Below are 20,543 nucleotides of genomic sequence, written 5' to 3'. Positions count from 1 at the left end.
GGCGCGCGGCCGTCAGTCGAACCAGCGGTCGCGGGCCAGCTCCGCCGTGCGGGACGGGTCCTCCAGCAGGGCGGCGACCTCGAAGCGGCGCGGCCACTGGCCCGCCGCCCACGCCAGGCCCGCCGCGACGCCCTCCAGGGTGGCCGCGTGCACCGTGCCGTCCGGGGTCCGCCGCCAGTCCAGCTCGACGCCCCCCGCCCGCAGCTCCTCGTGCTCCACGTACGTCACCGGCGTGCCCGGACCGAGCAGGGCGTGCACCGGCTCCGGTACGTCGTGCTCCTCGCCCGCCGACGTCACCTCCGCCGCCACCTCCTCGCTCAGCCGCCGTACCTGGAGCAGCTCCGCCAGGTCCGCCGCCCGCGCCGGGGCCACCGGCAGCAGCGGCCGCCCCGCCGTCAGCGGCAGCAGGTCCGGCGCGTCGGCGACCAGCGCGTCCGCCGCGTCCACCACCCGCACCTCGCCGTCCACCACCGCGCGCAGCTCGTCCGGCAGGGTCACCTGCTCGGGGTCGAGGTCCGCCAGGGCGGTGTACAGGCCGTGAAGCTGGGCGCCCGTCACCTCCCGCTCCGGATCGGCGAGCCGGCCCAGCAGCTCGGCGGCACCGCCCGGCTCGTCCAGCAGCGCGGCCACCGAGGTGCGCACGCCCAGGGCGCGCAGCACCTGCGCGTCGGCGAAACCGGTCGTGTCGGCCGGGTCGTACAGACCCTCCAGCAGCGGGTCCGCCCCGGCCGCGCGCAGCCCGGCGGGACGGCGGCCGTCCAGCACCGGGTGGTCGCGCAGCCACCAGGCCGTGTACGGGCGGACCGTCGTGGTCGTCCCGTCCGGCAGCAGGACCCGCACCGGCTGGGTCAGGGCGTCCCGCAGCGGCGGCCGGGCGAGCATGGCCAGCGCCCGGGGCCAGGCGTCGTCGTCCACCAGGTCCAGGTCCCGCACGGCCACGATCTCGGTCGCGACGGGCGGCACCGGCGTCTCGGGCAGCCGGTCCAGCACGTCCTCGCACCACACGTCGACCGCGTCCAGCAGCCCCGCGTCGTCCGGCTCCGGGAAGTCCCCCTCGCGCGGCTCCAGTTCGTCCGGGTCCAGCACCACGTCCGAGGCGCGTACCAGCGCGAAGTCCGCGAGCACCCCGCACGCGGCGAGCGGCTGCCCGCCCCACCGCTCGGCCAGCCCGGCGTCCACCAGCGCCAGTTCGTCCGGCCGCATCACGTCCGCGAACGGGCTGCCCGGCAGCACCAGTTCACCCGCCGGAGCCAGCTCGCCGTCCTCGTCGGGCAGCGCCAGCGCGCCCAGCCACGGCTCGTCGCCCGGCTCCAGCCCGGCGTCCCGTACGAGGGTGAGGACCGTCTCCGCCAGCTCCTCGGCGTCCGGGGCGTCCTCCTCCCACATCTCGCCCGCGTCCAGCGACCCCGCCACGGCCGCCCGCACCTGCGGGGTGGTGAGCACCGCGCGCGGGGTGGCGGGCAGGGCGCCGAGCTTCTCCAGCAGCGGGTGCGCGGCGTCGGGGTGGGCGACCTTCAGGCCCAGCTTCGTCAGGTCGGTGGGCGTGTCCGCCAGCGGCAGCAGCACGTGCCGGGGGCCGGTCGCGGTACGGCCGCCGACGAGCGGCACGGGCAGGCCCGTCAGCCGGTCCGGGTCGACGCCCGCGAGCGACTCGTACAGCCGGTGCCACCACGCGGGGGTGCGCTCGGTGCCGGCCAGCCGGTCGATCGCGTCGCCGAGCGACAGCCGGGCCACCCCCAGGGCGCGCAGCTCGGCCCGGCGCTCCAGACCGGCCGGCAGCAGCGTCGGCAGGACCTCCGCCAGGACGCGGACGGTGTCGGCGCCGGCGCCCTCGACGACCTCCGCCTCGAACGGGCGCAGCGCCGGGAGCTCCTCCGTGGCCGCCGCCGGGGCCAGGAACGCCACCCGGGGCAGCAGCTCCAGCACCGCCCCCCGGAGCGCCCCGTCCAGGACGCCCCCGCCCAGCGGGCCCGGCACCAGGTCGACCGTGCCGGTGGTCACCGGCCGCCAGTCGGCGAGCAGTTCGGCGTACGCGTCGGCGGCGCGCCGCACCAGGAAGTCGGTCAGCGGGCCGGGCGCCGGGTGGCGGCGGGTCGTGTCCAGCGGGAACGTCGCGATGAGCAGGGCGGGGATGCCGAGCGGTTCATCGGTGGGCGTCGGGGCGTGCACCACCGGCGCGGTGCGCGGACGGACCGGCGCGCCCTCGCCGTCCACCGGAACGGCCCACGTCACCGTCCAGTGCGGCCGCAGCCGCTCCTCGACGGGCCGGTCCTTCAGCAGCTCCGGCTCGATCGCGCCCCGGTGGGTGACGGTCCGCCACCGGCGCGTGCCGTCCTCGCTGTCGTCGATGTGGACGTACCCGTCCTCCTCCCGCCGGGTGAGCGTCCGCGTCCCCTTCGGGCCCTCCACGACGACCTCGGTGAGCCCCGGCAGGGTCAGCAGCAGGGCGTCGTCGATCCCGGCGAGCAGCCGCTCGGCCAGGTCCACGGCGGCGGCGTCCCGCAACGGCAGGATCACCACCGTGTCGTACCCCTCCGGCGCGGTGCCCTCGGCGGGCAGCGGCAGCCGCAGCAGCGGCACGTGGCCGTCCCGGCGGCGCAGTTCGTCGCCCAGGCCGGGGCTGGCCTTCGCCACGTCGGCCGCCATCTCGCGGGCCTCCCGCAACGACCACCGGACGCCCCCGTGCCGGCCCACGACCGCCGGCTCGTCGCTCACCGCCAGCACCGCGGCGAACCCGACGCCGAACCGGCCGACCGCGCCCTCGTGGCCCTCCCGCTTGGCGGACGCGCGCAGCGTGCTCAGCGACTCGACACCGGTCGCGTCCAGCGGCGCGCCGGTGTTGGCGGCCGCGAGCACGGCGGGGCCGTCCGCGTCCGCCGGGTGCAGCGTCAGCCGCAGCCGGCCGGGCACGCCGGCGCGGGCGGCGGCGTCCGCGGCGTTCTGCGCCAGCTCCACCACCAGCCGGTCGCGGTACCCGCCGAGCGCCAGGTCCTCCTCCGCGTTGGCGTCCTCCCGGAACCTCGCGGGTCCCGCGCCCCACGCGTCCAGCACCCCACGCCGCAGCCGCGCGGTCCCGAACGGGTCGGCCCCATCGGTCGCCGTCGCCCTCACGCCCACGTCGTGCTCCGCTCTCTCGCCCTGCGCGTCGTTACGGAGCCCGAAGGTACCGCGCGCCGCCCGGAGCGCCATGCCCCCCGTCCCCCGACGAGGCAGTCCCTCCCCCGGGGGCCGGGGCCTACGGCGGGCGGTACCCGGACTGTCGCTGCGCTCTTTTACGTCCGAGCACCCCCCACCTCCGACCCCGTCACCCTCACGCCGGTGGATCACCCCGGGCCGTGGGGCCACCCCGAAGGGGGACGCGGAGGGTGGCGTGTTCCGGGCGTAGGACGACCGGGCTTGCGTGGGAGAGCCCGTGACGTGCCTCCCGCAGCGGCCCGCCCGGCCGGCGCCCGTGGGCGCCCCCGCCCGGGGGGCTAGCTGTGGCCGAGGTCCTCGTCCGGGGACGCCGACGGCACCGAGCCGCTGTCGCGGGCCGGGCGCAGGGGGAACTCGTCCGCGCCCATCGAGTCCAGCACCGGCGGGGCAGGCCGCGGCGGCTTGGGCATGACGGCCGCCTCGGAGTGCCCGCCGCAGCCGTACGTCAGGGACACCACGCGCCCGTCCGCCGGCGAGAACTCGTTGGCGCACACGCCGAACGCCTGCTTCAGCGACCCGCCCAGCGGCATGAGGAACCCGCACGACACGCACGGCGCCGGCGCGGCCTGCGCCATCGGGGTCTTCGCCCCGAAGTTCTCCTCCCAGCGGTCGGCCGCGACATGCAGCCCGTACCGGGACAGCACCCGCGCCCGGCGCAGGCCCAGTTCCTCCGCGACGGCCGCGATGGAGCCCCGCGAGGGGGTGCGGGCCACCAGGTCGGCGTCCTCGGCGTCGACGAGCTCGGCCATCTCCTCCGACACGGGGGAGTTCGGCGGCGGCACGTCCTCCCCGGTGTACCCGGGCTCCAGCCGCAGGTCGTCCTGCTCGGTGGGCAGCAGGTCCCCCGGCCCCATGTCGCCCGGGCGCAGCCGCTCGCTCCACGGCACCCACTCGGGCGCCAGGAGGGCGTCGGGCCCCGGCAGCAGCACCGTCTCGTCGAGGGTGACGACCTTCGCGCGCGACGCGCGGGCGACCGTCACGGCCCAGCGCCACCCCCGGTAGCCGGGTTCGTGGCAGGCGAAGAAGTGCGTGACGACCCGGTCGCCCTCCGCGACGACGCCCGTGTGCTCACCCACCACCCCGGGCGCGGCCGCCTCCGCGGCCGCCTCCCGGGCAAGGTCCACCGCCTCGGCGCACAGGCGGTCGGGGGCGGGGGTACGCGGGGTACGGCTTCGCGTCGTCGCAGCACTCACAGGTCTCGCTCATCTCCTACGCCGTCTCACAGATGCGCCGGCCGATTCGCGAAGGTTCGGGCGGCGGGCGGAGCGGACCAGTGGGCCGCATCGACGTCCGCGCCCTCCGTGTCTCGGGCACACCTATCGTCATCCATTCTGCGGGATGCCGAAGAGGCGCGCGGCCGAGAACTTCCGCCGGTGGCGCGCTACGCACGCTACCCCTTCCGCAGCCCGCCGCCCACCTGCCCGCCCCAAGTAGCCCTCTTCACGGTTCGCGGAAGCGGCTGCTGGGGCACTATGACGAGGTGGCAGCCGCGAGGTCGTCCGACGATGCCGGGCCGCTCCGGAGGGCGGGCCGGCGGCTGGGGCGCGCCCTCCACCTGCCGTTCACCGGCACCGCGCGCGGTATCCGAAAAGCGACGCACGCCCACGGCGCGGGCGAATCGGGCCTCGGGAAACTGATCGAACTGCACGCCGTGAACGGCGCGGGTGACGTCATGATCACCGTCGCGCTCGCCTCCACGGTGTTCTTCTCGGTGCCGACGGACGAGGCCCGCGGCCGGGTGGCGCTGTACCTGGCCGTCACCATGGCCCCGTTCACCCTCCTCGCTCCCGTCATCGGCCCGCTGCTGGACCGGCTGCCGCACGGCCGCCGGGCGGCGATGGCGGGCGCGATGCTCGCCCGGGTGCTGCTCGCCGTCGCCCTGTCGGGCGCGGTGGTCACCGGGGACCTGGAGCTGTACCCGGCGGCGCTCGGCGTGCTGGTGGCGTCGAAGGCGTACGGGGTGGTGCGCAGCGCCGTGGTGCCCAGACTCCTGCCGCACGGCTTCTCCCTGGTGAAGGCGAACTCGCGGGTGACCCTGGCCGGGCTGCTGGCGACGGGCGTCGCCGCGCCCGTGGGGGTGGGGTTGCAGCGGATCGGGCCGCAGTGGCCGCTGTACGGGGCGTGCGTGCTGTTCGCCGGGGGGACGCTGCTGGCGCTGTCGATGCCGCCCAAGGTCGACTCGGCGAAGGGCGAGCGCAAGGCGCACATGCTGACGCACGGCGAGCGGAAGCCGAGCCTCCGCACGGTCGGCCCGTCGGTGCTGCACGGCCTCCAGGCGAACGCCGCGCACCGGGTGCTGTCCGGCTTCCTGATCTTCTTCCTGGCGTTCCTGCTGCGGGAGCACCCGCTGTCGGGACAGAGCGCGGCGGTGTCGCTGGGCATCGTGGGCGTGGCGGCGGGCGTCGGCAACGCGTGCGGTACGGCGCTGGGGGCGCTGCTCAGGTCGCGGGCGCCGGAGCTGATCGTCGCGGCGATGGTGACGCTCGCGATGGTGGCGGCAATCGTGGCGGCGGTGTTCTTCGGGGGGATCGCGGTCGCGGTGCTCGGCGCGGTGGCGGGGCTGTCGCAGGCGCTGTCGAAGCTGTCGCTGGACGCGATGATCCAGCGGGACGTGCCGGAGGTGGTGCGGACCTCGGCGTTCGCCCGCTCCGAGACGCTGCTCCAGATGGCGTGGGTGGTCGGCGGGGGGATCGGCATCGCGCTGCCGCTGAACGGGACGCTCGGCATGTCGGTCGCGGCGGCGATCCTGGCGCTGGGCGTGGCGGTGACGGTACGGGGCCTGCTGTCGGCGGCACGGCGCGGCACGCCGCACCCCCGCGTGGCGTGATGCGGGGCGGCGTATAGCCTTCGGCCCATGACCGTTGCGTTCTTTTCCGGTAAGGCCCGCCGGGCCGGCGTCGCTCTGGGTGCCGTCTCCGCCGGACTCCTCGTACTCTCCGCATGCGACAAGCCGACCCCGCTCGCGACCGTGACGGTCGGGTCCGACTCGGTCAACGCCGAAGCGGCCTGCTACAACGACGGCGAGGCCATCAAGGAGTCGCTGATCCAGGGCTGTCTGAAGAAGAAGCCGGAGAAGACCATCACGGTCTCCGCCGACGACCGGATCCGCTTCGGCGTGGACCCGGAGGTCGCCGAGCACGGCTGGACGCTGTTCATCGGGGGCCAGCAGGCCGAGCAGGAGCCCTACAAGAAGACGTACCGGTCGATCCCGGCCAGCGCGTTCCTCTCCAGCCAGACCGGTGAGACGTCCAACACGGCGCAGATCAGCATCGTGGAGACCAGCGGCAAGAAGCTGACCGGCATCTGGCACTTCGAGCTGAAGAAGGAATCCTGACCCTGCGTGTCCTGGTCGTGACGGCGGTGGCGGTGGAGTCGGACTCCGTCGTCGCCGGTCTCGGCGGTGACGCGGTGTCCGCCCCGGGCGCCCTGCCGTCGGGTCACGCCCTGACCCGTCTGCGCCGGCGTCCGCCGCACGCGGCGGACGGGGCCACCACGGACACCGTCGTGGACGTCGTCACCGGGGGCGTGGGCCCCGCGGCCGCGGCCGTCGCGGCGACCGCCGCCCTCGCCGCCGCCCCGGCCCCGTACGACCTGGTCGTCTCGGCCGGCATCGGCGGCGGTTTCGCGCCCGTGGCGCCGCTCGGGACGCTCGTGGTGTCCGGCTCGATCGTCGCCGCCGACCTGGGGGCCGACACGCCCGACGGGTACGTCGCCGTCGAGGAGCTGGGCTTCGGCCGCTCCGTCCACCTGCCGCCGCCCGGTCTGACCGGCCGGATCGCCGCCGCCCTGCGCGCGGACGGCCGGCCGCACGTGGTCGCCCCGGCGCTGACCGTGTCGACCGTCACCGGCACCGCCGCCCGCACCGCGGAGCTCATCGCCCGTCACCCCGGGGCCGGCTCGGAGGCGATGGAGGGCTTCGGCGTCGCCGAGGCGGCCGCCGCCCACGGGGTGCCCGTCGTCGAACTGCGCGCGGTGTCCAACACCGTCGGCCCGCGCGACCGGGCCGCCTGGCGGATCGGCGAGGCCCTGGACTCGCTGCGGCACGCCTTCCGGTCGCTCGGTACCACCGTCTTCCCGGAGGACCTGTGAGGATCGCGTACTCCCCGTGCCCGAACGACACGTTCGTCTTCCACGCCTGGGCGCACGGCCTGGTGCCGGGCGCGCCCCCGCTCGAGGTGACGTTCGCGGACATCGACGTGACGAACGGCCTGGCCGAGCGCGGCGCGGCCGGCTTCGACGTCCTGAAGGTGTCGTACGCCGTGCTGCCCTGGATCCTGGACGAGTACGCCCTGCTGCCCTGCGGGGGCGCGCTGGGCCGGGGCTGCGGCCCGCTGGTCCTCACCCGGGAGGCGGGCCTGGACCTGACCGGCCGGACGGTCGCGGTGCCGAGCGAGCGCTCCACCGCGTACCTGCTGTTCCGGCTGTGGGCGGCGGACGTCGTCCCGGGCGGGGTCGGCGAGGTCGTGGTGATGCCGTTCCACGAGATCATGCCGGCCGTGCGGGACGGCAAGGTCGACGCGGGCCTGGTCATCCACGAGGCCCGGTTCACGTACCAGGACTACGGCCTGCACCGCCTCGCCGACATGGGCGAGCACTGGGAGGGCACGACCGGGCTGCCGATCCCACTGGGCGCGATCGTCGCGAAGCGCTCCCTGGGCGCGGACACGCTCCGGCGGCTCGCGGAGTCGGCGCGCGCGTCGGTCCGTATGGCCTGGGACGACCCGGAGGCGTCGCGCCCGTACGTACGGGAGCACGCCCAGGAGATGGACCGGGCCGTGGCCGATCAGCACATCGGGCTGTACGTCAACGAGTTCACGGCCGACCTCGGCGAGGACGGCTACGCGGCGGTACGGGGGCTGCTGACCCGCGCGGCGGCCGAGGGGCTGGTCCCGCCGGTGCGGCCGGAGGCGCTGGCCTTCCCGTGACCCCGTGACGGGCCGCGCCCCCGGCCGTGGCCGGGGGCGGGCGTCGTGGCGGGGCCCCGCCGGGCGGGGCGGTCCTCAGACGTCGAGCTGGTCGGCGACCGCCCGCAGCAGGCCGGCGATCTTCTTGCCGTGGACCTTGTCGGGGTAGCGGCCGCGCTCCAGCATGGGCGTGATGTTCTCCAGCAGCGTCGTCAGGTCCTGGACGATCGAGGCCAGTTCGTCCGGCTTGCGCCGCTGGGCCGCCGCGACCGAGGGGGTCGGGTCGAGGACCGTCACCGAGAGCGCCTGGTCACCGCGCTGGCCCGCGACCACGCCGAACTCGACGCGCTGGCCGGGCTTGAGGGCGTCGACCCCGGCAGGGAGCACCGACGAGTGCACGAAGACGTCGCCGCCGTCGTCGCGGGAGAGAAAGCCGAAGCCCTTCTCGCTGTTGAACCACTTGACCTTGCCGGTAGGCACGTCTGTCCTCGTCCTCGTACTCGATGTCTGGCGCCAAAAATGGCTCTGGATAGCACTACAGCGGGTCGCCGGGACCCGCCACACGTCAAGGCTAATGGTCCAGGGGCTGGTGACAAGACGTCGCCGGTCCGTTCCTCCGGCCAGGGAACTACCCTGGCCGAATGCATAGTGAAACCCCCGCCGGCGGCACCGCCCCCGGTGACGGCCTGGTCCGGGCCGGCGGAATCGTCTTCATCGTCGGCGCCGTCGCCACTCTGGCCACCATGGCCCCGCTGTTCCTGGGCACCGACCCGTTCCCGCCGGTCGCGTACGCCGTGTGCATGCTCATGGGAGTCGGGTTCCTGATCGCCGCCGCCGGGGTGCTGCGGTCGGTCGCCGCCCAGCGCCGTCAGGCCACGTCGGCCCGGTAGGCGTCCCACCAGGCCGGGAAGGCCGTCAGGTCGGGCAGGACGACGTCCGCGCCGGCCGCCCGCAGCTCGTCGGCGTCGCACGGCCCGGTGGGTATCGACACCGCCAGGGCGCCGGCCGCGCGGGCGCCGCGCACGTCGCCGGTGTGGTCGCCGACGTACACGCCCGCGCCGTGCTCGCGCAGCGCCTCCGCCTTCGCCTCGGCCCACAACCAGCCGACCACCGCGTCGGGTTCGATGCCCAGGTGCTCCAGGTGCAGCTTGGCGTTCGGCTCGTGCTTGGCGGTGACGACGACGGCCCGGCCGCCCGCCGCGCGAACGGCTTGAATCGCATCCCTGGCGCCGGGCATCGCGAGGGTGGGCGCGATGGCGTGGGCCGGGTAGATCTCCCGGTAGCGGTCGGCCGTCTCCGCGATCCGGTCGGCCGGGAACCAGTGTGCGAGCTCCTGTTCGAGGGGTGGTCCCAGCCGCGTGACGGCCAGATCGGCGTCGATCCACGCACCGGTCTCGGCGGACAGCGCCCGGTAGGTGGCGTGGATCCCGGGGCGGGAGTCGATCAGGGTCATGTCGAGGTCGAAGCCGACCGTCAGCGTGGGGACCATGACCGCCATTGTGCCCGCCGGCCCGCGCGGTGCCGGCCGGTCGCCCGCTTCCCCGGGCGTCAGACGCGGCGGGCCCGCCACAGCAGGTAGAGGGCGGAGGCCAGGGCCGCCGCCCGCAGCGTCCACGGCCAGGCAGCGCCCAGCGCCTGGCCCAGGGCGTCGCCACCCGCCGGGATCGGCTCGCCCCAGCGGCCGTCGAGGCGGCCCCACAGCCACACCGCCGTGGCCGCGGCGACGGCACCGGGCAGCCCGAACACGGCCAGCTTGGCCTCCGTACGGCTGAGACGGCCCGACAGGTACGCCAGCAGCCAGCCGCCGCCGAGGGCCGCCCATGAGCCGAGCACCACGCCCGCCACCAGCAGCAGGGCGGCGGCCACCAGCATCGGGTGGCCGAGCCGCAGCGGCAGCCGGAGCAGCGGCGGGCGGCGGCGCGCGGGGGCCGCCGACGCGGGCGGCGACGGCGGCTCCGCGTCCGCCGCCGGCGCGCCGGCGGCGGGGGCGGCGGCCGGGGCGGGCTCCTCCTTCGGCGGGGGTTTCAGCATGTCCGGGATCTCCACCCCGCCCCGGAACCCGGGCGGCACGGCGTCCCCGCCGAACGCGCCCTCCTCGACCCGCCACCAGTCGGGCTGTTCCACCGACGCGCCGACCTCGTCCATCCCGGCCAGGTGCGGGCTCCACGCGTCCGCGGCGGGCCTCTCGCGCGCCGCCGGCACGTCGGAGCCCGTGCCCGCGCGGCGGCGGAAGCGTGTCCGGGGCGTGCGCTGTTCCGGCACGGCCGGCCGTGGCCGTCCCGGCGCCCCCGACGCACCCGGGGTGTTCGGCGCGCCCGACGCGCCCGAGGCCGCCGCGTCGACCACCTCGTCCGGCGTGCCCAGGGCGGTGAGGATGCCGCGCACCGCCCCCGGGCTGTCGTCCTTGGCGCGCCTGCTGTCGATCTCGCTGCGCAGCGACGACACCAGCCGCATCCGCGTCTGCGAGGACAGCTGCCGTTGCTGGGCCAGGTCACCCACCCGGCTCAGATAGTCGAACACCAGCTGGTCGCTCTCGATCCCCACCGTCACGACGTTAGCGCCTGCGCAGGGGCTAACGTGGTCCGGATGGGGACCGGTGAGCTCGATCGGGAGGCGCACGTGGCCGCAGGAACCGAAGGCAATGGCGGTACGACGGCTCCGCGCACCCTCGCGGAGGCCCTCCGGGCCCGTGGCGACGAGGGGCTGGCCGCGCTGCTGAGCGCCCGCCCCGACCTGCTGGTCCCCGTCCCCGGCGACCTGACGCAGCTCGCCACCCGGGCCGGGACCCGCGCCTCCGTCGTACGGGCGCTGGAACGGCTCGACCGGTTCGCGCTCCAGACCGCCGAGGCGCTCGCGGTGGCACCGGACCCCGCCCCGTACGCCGAGCTCCTCGCGCTGATGGCCGGCGACGAGGGCGACCCCGACGTCGAGGCGGCGCTGCCGCGCGCGGTCGCCGTGCTCCGCGCCCAGGCGCTGGCGTGGGGCGACGACGACCGGCTGCGGCTGGTGCGGACCGCCCGGGAACTGCTGGCCCCCTCCCCGCAGCACCCGTCCCCCACCGGCCTCGGCCCCACGGTCGCCGAGGCGACGGCGGGCATGTCCCCGACCCGGCTCCAGGAGATCATCGCGACGGCGGGACTGCCGACGACACACGATCCGGTGTCGGCGGTCGCCGCGTTGACGGACCTGTTCACCGACCGGGATCGGATGGGCGCGCTGCTGGACACCGCGCCGATGGAGGCGCTCGGCATCCTGGACCGGCTGGTGTGGGGGCCGCCGTACGGCGAGGTGACCCCGAACCCGGCGCCGCCGGTGCGCTGGCTGCGCGACCGGGGCCTGCTGCTGCCCGCGACCGCGCGCACGGTGGTGCTGCCCCGGGAGGCGGCGCTGCACCTGCGCGCCGGGCGCGCGCACCGGGCGCCCGAGCCGGTGCCGCCCGCCGTCACGCCCGCCCGCGAGTACGGCCCCCCGGTCGTCGACAGCACGGCGGCGGGCCAGGCCCACCACGCGCTCGCCACCATCGAGGAACTCGCCAAGGAGTGGAACGAGGGCGGACCGGCCGTCCTGCGCGCGGGCGGCATGTCCGTCCGCGACCTGAAGCGGACCGCGACGGCGCTCGACGTGCCCGAACAGGTCGCGGCCTTCTGGCTGGAGGTGGCGTACGGGGCCGGCCTGATCGCGTCGGACGGCGAGGCGGACGAGCGGTACGCGCCGACCCCCGCCTTCGACGAGTGGCTCGAACTGCCCGCCGCCGAACGCTGGGCGCTGCTCGCCGGAACGTGGCTCGCCTCGACCCGGACACCCGGCCTGATCGGCACCCAGGACGCCAAGGGCCGCACGCTCGCGGCCCTCGGACCCGACCTCGACCGGGGCGCCGCGCCCGAGGTGCGCCGCCGGGTGCTGTCCCTGCTGGCCGGCCTCCCCGCCGGGGCGTCGCCCGACCCGGAGGCCCTGCTCGCCCGGCTGCGCTGGGAGCGCCCGCTGCGCGACGGGCGGGGCGCCGCGCAGCCGGGCGCCGACCTGCGGGTCCGGCTGGCGAGCTGGACCCTGACCGAGGCCGAGCTGCTGGGCGTGACCGGGCGCGGCGCCCTGTCCGCCCACGGCCGCGCCCTGCTCCCGGGCGCCCCCGCCCCGGGCACGGACCACCCGGTGGCCGGCCAGGGCCCCGGGTACCCGGCGAAGGCGTTCGTGCCGGTGCCCGCGCCCGGCGGCACCGAGGCCGTCAACGGCCGCCGGCCCGCCCACGCCACCGTCGCCGCCCACGCGGGCGCCGCCGCGCTCCTCGCACCGCTGCTGCCCGAACCGGTCGACCACGTCCTGCTCCAGGCCGACCTGACGGCGGTCGCCCCCGGGCCCCTGAAGCGGCCGCTCGCCGACATGCTGGCCGTCGTCGCGGACGTCGAGTCCAAGGGCGGCGCGACCGTGTACCGCTTCACGCCCGGCTCGGTGCGCCGCGCCCTGGACGCCGGGCAGGCGGCCGCCGACCTGCACGCCTTCCTGGCGGCCCACTCCCGCACCCCGGTCCCCCAGCCGCTCGCGTACCTCATCGACGACGTCGCCCGCAGACACGGCCACCTCCGGGTGGGCGCCGCCTCCGCCTACGTACGCTGCGACGACGACACGGTGCTGGGCGAGATCCTGGCCGACAAGCGGTCGGCGTCCCTCCGGCTGCGGCGCCTCGCGCCGACCGTGCTCGCCGCCCAGGCCGACCCGGCGGCGCTGCTGGAGGGGCTGCGGTCCATGGGCTTCGCCCCCGCGGCCGAGTCGGCGGAGGGCGACGTCCTGATCACCCGGGCGCGCGCCTACCGGACCCCGGCGCGCACGGCGCCCGCGCCGGTGCCCAAGGGCCCCCCGGAGCCGGACGCCACGCTGCTGGGCGCCGCCGTGCGGGCCATCCGCGCCGGGGACCTGGCCTCGACGGTCGTCCGCAAGGAGGAGCCGGCCGCCTCCGGGACGGCCGGGGACGGCGCCCCTCCCCGCACCTCGGCCGCCGAGACCCTCGCCACCGTCCAGGCCGCCGCGATGACCGGCTCGGCGGTGTGGATCGGCTACGTCACCGCCGAGGGCGCCGCCAGCCAGCGGGTGATCGCCCCGGTACGGGTGGAGGGCGGCTTCGTCACGGCGTACGACCACACCGCCGACGAGGTCCGCACCTACCCGCTGCACCGCATCACCGGCGTCGCGGAACTCGCCGACGACCCGACCTGACCCCGGCCGGATCATGCGCGCGGGCGGACGATTTACCGCGCGTGAGTGACCGATTCCCCACCTCAGGGGGACCTTCCGCATTCCTCCGGCGCGGCGCGGGCAGCCACGGGACGTCCCGAACGGCACCGCACCCGAAAGAGGTCGCCCCCCATGCGTCGTCGCGTCACCACGGTCTTGATCACCACCGCCGCCTTCCTCTCCGCGATCACCACCCAGGCCGCCGCGGTCGGCATCGACCTCGGCGGCGGGCTCACCCTCTGACCGCCCGTCCCCCTCTGCCGCCGGGCCCGCGCCACCACGGAAGGCGCGGGCCCGGCCACGTACGCCGCCGATGTGAAAGGACCCCCCGCATGAGCCGGCGCATCGCCCTCCTCCTGACGGCCGCGACGCTGTTCTTCACCGCCCTCGCCACCCCGGCCGCCGCCACCACGCTCCCGCCGATCGGCGGGCCCGGCGGCCCCCTGGCCGACCTCCAGATCGAGGGCCCCCTGTTCAACAGTCCCCTGCTCTGACCCGCCCCGGCCCGGTCACCCCCGCACCCCGCCCACCCCGGCCCGGGCCGCTTACGCCGCCGATGCGTAACACTGGATGTTTGGCCACACACCGAGGCCGCCAGGAAAGGGTGAGGCGTGAACGGACCCCTGATCGTCCAGAGCGACAAGACACTGCTGCTCGAAGTGGACCACGAGCGGGCCGACGCCTGCCGTCGCGCCATCGCTCCGTTCGCGGAGCTGGAGCGCGCGCCCGAGCACATCCACACCTACCGGGTCACGCCGCTGGGCCTGTGGAACGCGCGGGCGGCGGGGCACGACGCGGAGCAGGTCGTCGACGCGCTGGTCGAGTTCTCCCGCTACCCGGTGCCACACGCCCTGCTGGTGGACGTCGCCGAGACCATGGCCCGCTACGGGCGGCTCACCCTGTCCAAGCACCCCACCCACGGGCTGGTCCTGACGACCACCGACCGGCCGGTCCTGGAGGAGATCCTCCGCTCCAAGAAGGTGCAGCCGCTGGTCGGCGCGCGCATCGACGCGGACACCGTCGTCGTCCACCCCTCCGAGCGCGGGCAGATCAAGCAGACACTGCTGAAGCTCGGCTGGCCGGCCGAGGACCTCGCCGGGTACGTGGACGGCGAGGCGCACCGCATCGACCTGGCCGAGGACGGCTGGGCGCTGCGCCCGTACCAGCGGCAGGCCGTCGAGGGCTTCTGGCACGGCGGCTCGGGCGTCGTCGTCCTCCCCTGCGGCGCGGGCAAGACCCTCGTCGGGGCGGGCGCCATGGCCAAGGCCGGGGCGACCACCCTGATCCTGGTGACCAACACGGTCTCCGCCCGCCAGTGGAAGCACGAGCTGGTGAAGCGGACCTCGCTGACCGAGGACGAGATCGGCGAGTACAGCGGGACGAAGAAGGAGATCCGCCCGGTCACGATCGCCACCTACCAGGTGCTGACCACGAAGCGGAAGGGCATCTACCCGCACCTGGAGCTGTTCGACTCCCGCGACTGGGGCCTGATCGTCTACGACGAGGTGCACCTGCTGCCCGCGCCCGTCTTCAAGTTCACCGCCGACCTCCAGGCCCGCCGGCGCCTCGGACTGACCGCGACGCTGGTGCGCGAGGACGGCCGCGAGTCGGACGTGTTCTCGCTCATCGGGCCCAAGCGGTTCGACGCGCCGTGGAAGGAGATCGAGGCGCAGGGCTACATCGCGCCCGCCGACTGCGTCGAGGTGCGGGTCAACCTCACCGACGGCGAGCGGCTGGCCTACGCGACCGCCGAGACGGAAGAGAAGTACCGCTTCTGCGCGACGACCGCGACGAAGCGGAAGGTCACGGAGGCACTGGTGCGGAAGTTCGCCGGCCAGCAGATCCTCGTCATCGGCCAGTACATCGACCAGCTCGACGAACTGGGCGAACACCTCGACGCCCCGGTGATCAAGGGCGAGACGCCCAACGCGCAGCGCGAGAAGCTCTTCGACGCCTTCCGCAACGCCGAGATCAGCGTGCTGGTGGTCTCCAAGGTGGCGAACTTCTCGATCGACCTGCCGGAGGCGACCGTCGCCATCCAGGTGTCGGGCACCTTCGGCTCACGCCAGGAGGAGGCCCAGCGTCTCGGCCGGGTGCTGCGGCCCAAGGCGGACGGGCACCAGGCGCACTTCTACTCGGTGGTCGCGCGGGACACGATCGACCAGGACTTCGCCGCGCACCGCCAGCGGTTCCTGGCCGAGCAGGGGTACGCGTACCGGATCGTCGACGCGGACGAGCTGCTGTCCCCGTCGCAGGGCACCGATCCGGATCTCAGCGGCGCCTGACGCCTGCCTCCTCGGCGAACTCGCCGAGCACGACCACCCCGAACGCCGCCTCGGCGAACACCTTGATCACACGCAGGGCGTTGCCGATGCGGTGGGCGGGGTGGTGGGCCGTGCCCAGGGCGGTCGCGCCGGGGGCGTCATGGAGGGTGGTGGTCATGTCTCCATGATGGTTCCCGCCGGTGGCCGGTACATCGGTCCGCAGACCGAACCCGGGCGCCGCCCGCGTACGACTCCAGGCATACGGCATCCCCTACGGGACGGATGGCCACGACAATTCGCTCGCCCGCCGCCCGGCACCCTGGCTAGAATCGCCCGCCTTGCCCGCCTCCCTCCCGTGGAGCGCCGCCCACCGGTCGGAAACCGGTCGGCCCGCCGTCCCCCCGCGTACGCCCCTGGAGGCCCCGCCGTGCCCGATCCGCTCGCGCGAGAGCGCGCCCACCTCGCCGCCTCGCGTGCCGCCCTGCGCACCATGCGCGAGGACGTCCAGGCCCTCGACATCCGTGACGTCACCGCGAACTGGGTCAACGCCGCCGTGCTGTCGGCCCAGATCGAGGACCGGATCAAGGCGCTCGCCGACCTGTCCCACACCCCGCTGTTCTTCGGCCGGCTCGACTACCTGCACACCACGCAGGAGGGCCAGAGGTTCTACATCGGGCGGCGGCACGTCCACGACGCGGACGGCGACCCGATGGTCGTCGACTGGCGCGCCCCGGTGTCGCAGCCGTTCTACCGGGCGTCCCGGAAGGACCCGCTTGACGTCGCGCTGCGCCGGCGGTTCGGGTACACGGGCGGTGAGCTGACCGCCTACGAGGACGAGCACCTGTCCGACCCGGAGGAGGCGGAGACGACGTCCCGGCTGCTCCAGGCGGAGATCGAGCGGCCGCGCGTCGGCCCGATGCGGGACATCGTCGCGACCATCCAGCCCGAGCAGGACGAGATCGTCCGCAGCGGCCTGTCCGGCTCCGTCTGCGTCCAGGGAGGGCCCGGCACCGGCAAGACGGCGGTCGGCCTGCACCGGGTGGCCTACCTGCTGTACGCGCACCGGGAGCGGCTGGCCCGCACCGGCACGCTGGTCGTCGGACCGAACCGGTCCTTCCTCCACTACATCGAGCAGGTGCTGCCCGCGCTGGGCGAGCTGGAGGTGAAGCAGGCCACGGTCGACGACCTGGTCGCGCGCGTGGAGGTGCGGGGCGCGGACGAGGCGACGGCGGCCGTCGTCAAGGGCGACGCCCGGATGGCCGAGGTGCTGCGCCGGGCCGTGCGGTCGTACGTGACGCCGCCCACCGAGCCGCTGGTGGTGGTGCGCGGTTCCCGGCGCTGGCGGGTGCCGGCGTACGAGCTGGAGGAGATCGTCCGCGAGCTGCTGGACCGCGACATCCGGTACGGGGCCGCGCGGGACGCCCTGCCGCAGCGGATCGCGCACGCGGTGCTGGTCCGCATGGAACAGGCGGGCGAGGCGCCGGACGACCGGGTCCAGGACGCGGTGGCGCGGAACACGGCGGTGAAGGCGGTGGTCAAGGCGGTGTGGCCGGCCGTCGACCCGGCGAAGCTGGTGCTGCGGCTGCTGTCGGACGCCGCGTTCCTGGCCGAGCACGCGGACGGGCTGCTGACCGCCGAGGAACAGAAGGCGGTCCTGTGGACGAAGCCGCCCCGCTCGGTGAGGGCCGCGCGGTGGTCGGCGGCGGACGCGGTACTGATCGACGAGGCGGCCGACCTGGTGGAACGTACGCCGTCCCTGGGCCATGTGGTCCTGGACGAGGCGCAGGACCTGTCGCCCATGCAGTACCGGGCGGTGGGGCGGCGCTGCTCGACCGGCTCGGTGACCGTGCTGGGCGACCTGGCCCAGGGAACCACCCCGTGGGCGACGGCGAGCTGGGCGGAGGCGCTGGCGCACCTGGGCAAGCCGGACGCGGTGGTGGAGGAGCTCACGGCCGGTTTCCGCGTGCCGCGCGAGGTGATCGCGTACGCGTCCCGGCTGCTGCCGCACATGTCGCCCGGGCTGGCCCCGGTGCGCTCGGTGCGGGAGTCGCCGGGCTCGCTGGAGATCGTGCCGTGCCGGGCGGAGGACCTGGCCGCCTCGGTGGTGGCGGCGTGCCGGGCCGCGCTGCGCCACGAGGGGTCGATCGGCCTGATCGCGGCGGACGCCCGGGTGCCGGTCCTGGCGGACGCGCTGCGCGGGGCGGGCCTGGCGTGGCTGGCGCCGGGCGAGGAGACGACCGCCGAGTCCCGTCTGACGCTGGTGCCCGCGTCGCTGGCGAAAGGTCTGGAGTACGACTACGTCGTCCTCGACGAGCCGGCGGCGGTCGTCGACGGCGAACCGGACGAGCGCACCGGCCTCCGCCGCCTGTACGTGGCCCTCACCCGGGCGGTCTCGGGCCTGACGCTCCTGCACGCGGCCCCGCTGCCCCCGGAGTTGGCCCCCTGACGGGGCGCCGCCCCGCACCACCGGCAGGAGCCGGACGGCGGGACGTCCCCACCCACCGGGCAGGAGCCGAACGGCGCCCGGCCGGGCTCACGCGACCGGCTTGAAGCCGCGCAGGCGGAGGCTGTTGCCGACCACGAAGACCGACGAGAACGCCATGGCCGCGCCCGCGATCATCGGGTTCAGGAGGCCCGCCGCGGCGAGCGGCAGCGCGGCGACGTTGTAGGCGAACGCCCAGAACAGGTTGCCCTTGATCGTGGCGAGGGTCCGGCGCGAGAGCCGGATGGCGTCGACCGCGGCGCGGAGGTCACCGCGGACGAGCGTGAGGTCGCCCGCCTCGATCGCGGCGTCCGTGCCGGTGCCCATGGCGAGGCCCAGGTCGGCCTGGGCGAGCGCGGCGGCGTCGTTGACGCCGTCGCCGACCATGGCGACCGAGCGGCCCTCGGCCTGGAGGCGCTTGACCACATCGACCTTGTCCTCGGGCATGACCTCCGCGTACACCTCGTCGATGCCGACCTCGGCAGCGACCGCCTCGGCGACGGCCCGGTTGTCGCCGGTCAGGAGGATGGGCGTGAGGCCGAGCGCCCGGAGGCGGCCGATCGCCTCGGCACTGGTGTCCTTGACCGCGTCCGCGACCTCCAGGACCGCGCGGGCCTCGCCGTCCCAGGCGACGGCGATGGCGGTGCGGCCGGCGGCCTCGGCCTCGTGCTTGGCGCGCTCCAGCGCGGCGGGGAGCTCGATGGACCACGCGGCCAGCAGCTTCTCGCGGCCGACGAGCACGGCGTGGCCGTCCACCACGCCCTGGACGCCGAGGCCGGCGGCGTTGGCGAAGTCCTCGGGGGTGGGGAGCGTGCCGACGCGCTCGGCCGCCCCGGTGGCCACCGCCTTGGCGATGGGGTGCTCGGAGGCGTGCTCCAGGGCGCCCGCCAGGCGCAGCACGTCGTCCTCGTCGGTGCCCTCGGCGGTGTGGACCGCGAGCAGGGTCATGCGTCCGGTGGTGACGGTGCCGGTCTTGTCGAGGACGATCGTGTCGGCCTTGCGGGTGGTCTCCAGGACTTCCGGGCCCTTGATCAGGATGCCGAGCTGGGCGCCGCGTCCGGTGCCGACCATGAGGGCGGTCGGGGTGGCGAGGCCGAGGGCGCACGGGCAGGCGATGATCAGCACGGCGACGGCGGCGGTGAACGCGGCGGTGAGGCCGGAGCCGTTGCCGAGCCAGAAGCCGAGGGTGGCGAGCGCGAGGCCGATGACGACGGGGACGAAGACGGCGGAGATCCGGTCGGCGAGGCGCTGGGCGGCGGCCTTGCCGTTCTGGGCGTCCTCCACCAGCTTGGCCATCCGGGCCAGTTGGGTGTCGGCGCCGATACGGGTGGCCTCGACGACCAGCCGGCCGCCGGCGTTGAGGGTGGCGCCGGTGACGGGGTCGCCGGTGCCGACCTCCACCGGCACGGACTCGCCGGTGAGCATGGAGGCGTCCACGGCGGAGGTGCCCTCGACGACGGTGCCGTCCGTGGCGATCTTCTCGCCGGGCCGGACGACGAAGCGGTCGCCGACCCGCAGCTCGCCGACGGGGACGAGGGTTTCCCGGCCGCCGCGAAGGACGGTGACGTCCTTCGCGCCCAGCTCCAGCAGCGCCTTCAGCGCCGCGCCCGCCTTGCGCTTGGAGCGGGCCTCGAAGTAGCGGCCGGCCAGGATGAAGGCGGTGACCCCGGCCGCGGCCTCCAGGTAGATGTTCCCGGCGCCGTCGCCGCGGGCGATGGTCAGCTCGAAGGGGTGGGTCATGCCGGGCGTGCCGGCGGTGCCGAGGAACAGCGCCCACAGCGACCAGAGGAAGGCCGCCGACGTGCCGACCGAGATGAGGGTGTCCATCGTGGCGGCGCCGTGCCGGGCGTTGGTCCAGGCGGCCCGGTGGAAGGGCCAGGCGGCGTAGGTGACGACCGGCGCGGCGAGGGTGAGGGAGAGCCACTGCCAGTACTCGATCTGGAGCGCCGGGACCATGGCCATGGCGACGACGGGTACGGACAGCACGACGGCCGTGACCAGACGCTGGCGCAGCGGCCGCAGTTCGTCGGCCGGCTCCCGGTCCTCCTCCCGGACCTCGGGCACGGGGGGCTCGGGTTCGCGGGCGGTGTAGCCGGTCGCTTCGACGGTGGCGATGAGATCGGCGACCCGCACCCCGTCGGCGAAGGTGACCTTGGCCTTCTCGGTGGCGTAGTTGACCGTCGCGGTGACGCCGTCCATGCGGTTGAGCTTCTTCTCGACGCGGGCCGCGCAGGAGGCGCAGGTCATACCGCCGATGGCGAGCTCCACCTCGGCGGTGGGGCCGGGTGTCGTCGTCGTAGGGGTGCTCATGAGTGCTGCTCCTCGCCGATTGATACCCCGACAGGGTATGCCCTTCCGTTCGACTCCGGTATACCCCCGGGGGGTAGAAGGAAGCAAGCGTCGCCCCCGCTTGACTTGATACCCCATGGGGGTATGGTGAGCTGCATTGGGACCCGCCTCATCAAGGAGCCG

At 75.4% G+C, this 20,543-nt stretch carries 16 protein-coding genes; 9 read left to right on the top strand and 7 right to left on the bottom strand.

Annotation, left to right across the window (positions count from 1 at the left end; genetic code table 11):
* Positions 1-12: 12 nt before the first annotated feature.
* Positions 13-3,189: a sacsin N-terminal ATP-binding-like domain-containing protein gene (locus ACF068_RS16970; RefSeq protein ID WP_392275015.1), complete on the bottom strand. Its 3,177-nt coding sequence runs from the start codon at positions 3,187-3,189 to the stop codon at positions 13-15.
* Between the two features lie 284 nt (positions 3,190-3,473).
* Positions 3,474-4,388 (bottom strand): DUF3027 domain-containing protein, encoded by a 915-nt coding sequence (locus tag ACF068_RS16965; protein ID WP_392275014.1) that lies wholly within the window; start codon positions 4,386-4,388, stop codon positions 3,474-3,476.
* A 287-nt stretch (positions 4,389-4,675) separates the two neighbouring features.
* On the opposite strand from ACF068_RS16965, the gene ACF068_RS16960 reads away from it, so the two are divergent.
* Genes ACF068_RS16960 through ACF068_RS16945 form a run of 4 tightly spaced genes read left to right on the top strand, consistent with a single transcriptional unit; the run spans position 4,676 to position 8,120 of the window.
* Positions 4,676-6,022, top strand: a complete 1,347-nt coding sequence (locus ACF068_RS16960) for an MFS transporter (RefSeq protein ID WP_392275013.1) — start codon at positions 4,676-4,678, stop codon at positions 6,020-6,022.
* Between the two features lie 27 nt (positions 6,023-6,049).
* Positions 6,050-6,529, top strand: a complete 480-nt coding sequence (locus tag ACF068_RS16955) for a DUF2771 domain-containing protein (RefSeq protein WP_392275012.1) — start codon at positions 6,050-6,052, stop codon at positions 6,527-6,529.
* A 2-nt stretch (positions 6,530-6,531) separates the two neighbouring features.
* Positions 6,532-7,284: a futalosine hydrolase gene (locus ACF068_RS16950; protein ID WP_392275304.1), complete on the top strand. Its 753-nt coding sequence runs from the start codon at positions 6,532-6,534 to the stop codon at positions 7,282-7,284.
* A complete protein-coding gene (locus ACF068_RS16945) occupies positions 7,281-8,120 on the top strand; it encodes a 1,4-dihydroxy-6-naphthoate synthase (protein ID WP_392275011.1) in 840 nt (279 codons plus the stop codon). The genes ACF068_RS16950 and ACF068_RS16945 overlap by 4 nt, the downstream gene beginning before the upstream one ends.
* Before the next feature lie 75 nt (positions 8,121-8,195).
* Here the strand turns inward: ACF068_RS16945 and ACF068_RS16940 are convergent, their stop codons facing one another.
* Positions 8,196-8,579, bottom strand: coding sequence for a cold-shock protein (locus ACF068_RS16940; protein ID WP_031073201.1), 384 nt, complete (start codon positions 8,577-8,579; stop codon positions 8,196-8,198).
* A gap of 161 nt (positions 8,580-8,740) precedes the next feature.
* Between ACF068_RS16940 and ACF068_RS16935 the strand changes: the two genes are divergently transcribed.
* Positions 8,741-8,989 (top strand): hypothetical protein, encoded by a 249-nt coding sequence (locus ACF068_RS16935; RefSeq protein ID WP_392275010.1) that lies wholly within the window; start codon positions 8,741-8,743, stop codon positions 8,987-8,989.
* On the opposite strand, the gene ACF068_RS16930 is transcribed toward ACF068_RS16935, so the two are convergent.
* The gene (locus ACF068_RS16930; protein WP_392275009.1) at positions 8,968-9,597 is read right to left on the bottom strand and encodes an HAD family hydrolase; all 630 of its coding nucleotides are present in this window, start codon (positions 9,595-9,597) and stop codon (positions 8,968-8,970) included. The genes ACF068_RS16935 and ACF068_RS16930 overlap by 22 nt on opposite strands.
* A gap of 50 nt (positions 9,598-9,647) precedes the next feature.
* Positions 9,648-10,643: a hypothetical protein gene (locus ACF068_RS16925; RefSeq protein WP_392275008.1), complete on the bottom strand. Its 996-nt coding sequence runs from the start codon at positions 10,641-10,643 to the stop codon at positions 9,648-9,650.
* Positions 10,644-10,685: 42 nt separating this feature from the next.
* Between ACF068_RS16925 and ACF068_RS16920 the strand changes: the two genes are divergently transcribed.
* The 3 genes from ACF068_RS16920 (at position 10,686) to ACF068_RS16910 (ending at position 15,610) form a co-directional block, all read left to right on the top strand.
* On the top strand, positions 10,686-13,307 hold the full coding sequence (locus tag ACF068_RS16920) for a helicase-associated domain-containing protein (RefSeq protein ID WP_392275007.1): 2,622 nt from the start codon (positions 10,686-10,688) through the stop codon (positions 13,305-13,307).
* Positions 13,308-13,657: 350 nt separating this feature from the next.
* On the top strand, positions 13,658-13,819 hold the full coding sequence (locus ACF068_RS16915; RefSeq protein WP_392275006.1) for a hypothetical protein: 162 nt from the start codon (positions 13,658-13,660) through the stop codon (positions 13,817-13,819).
* A 117-nt stretch (positions 13,820-13,936) separates the two neighbouring features.
* Positions 13,937-15,610, top strand: a complete 1,674-nt coding sequence (locus tag ACF068_RS16910) for a DNA repair helicase XPB (RefSeq protein ID WP_392275005.1) — start codon at positions 13,937-13,939, stop codon at positions 15,608-15,610.
* Here the strand turns inward: ACF068_RS16910 and ACF068_RS16905 are convergent.
* Positions 15,597-15,767, bottom strand: coding sequence for a hypothetical protein (locus ACF068_RS16905; protein WP_392275004.1), 171 nt, complete (start codon positions 15,765-15,767; stop codon positions 15,597-15,599). The two genes, ACF068_RS16910 and ACF068_RS16905, sit on opposite strands and share 14 nt — an antisense overlap.
* Positions 15,768-16,079: 312 nt before the next feature.
* On the opposite strand from ACF068_RS16905, the gene ACF068_RS16900 reads away from it, so the two are divergent.
* On the top strand, positions 16,080-18,035 hold the full coding sequence (locus ACF068_RS16900; RefSeq protein WP_392275303.1) for a HelD family protein: 1,956 nt from the start codon (positions 16,080-16,082) through the stop codon (positions 18,033-18,035).
* An 87-nt stretch (positions 18,036-18,122) separates the two neighbouring features.
* Here ACF068_RS16900 and ACF068_RS16895 read toward each other — a convergent pair whose 3' ends face one another.
* Positions 18,123-20,381 (bottom strand): heavy metal translocating P-type ATPase, encoded by a 2,259-nt coding sequence (locus ACF068_RS16895; RefSeq protein WP_392275003.1) that lies wholly within the window; start codon positions 20,379-20,381, stop codon positions 18,123-18,125.
* Between the last annotated feature and the right edge of the window lie 162 nt (positions 20,382-20,543).

Source organism: Streptomyces sp. NPDC016309 (assembly GCF_043077235.1).
Taxonomy (GTDB): domain Bacteria; phylum Actinomycetota; class Actinomycetes; order Streptomycetales; family Streptomycetaceae; genus Streptomyces.
The sequence above is the reverse complement of the archived record's forward strand: the minus strand, read 5'-3'. Positions and strand labels throughout refer to the sequence as shown.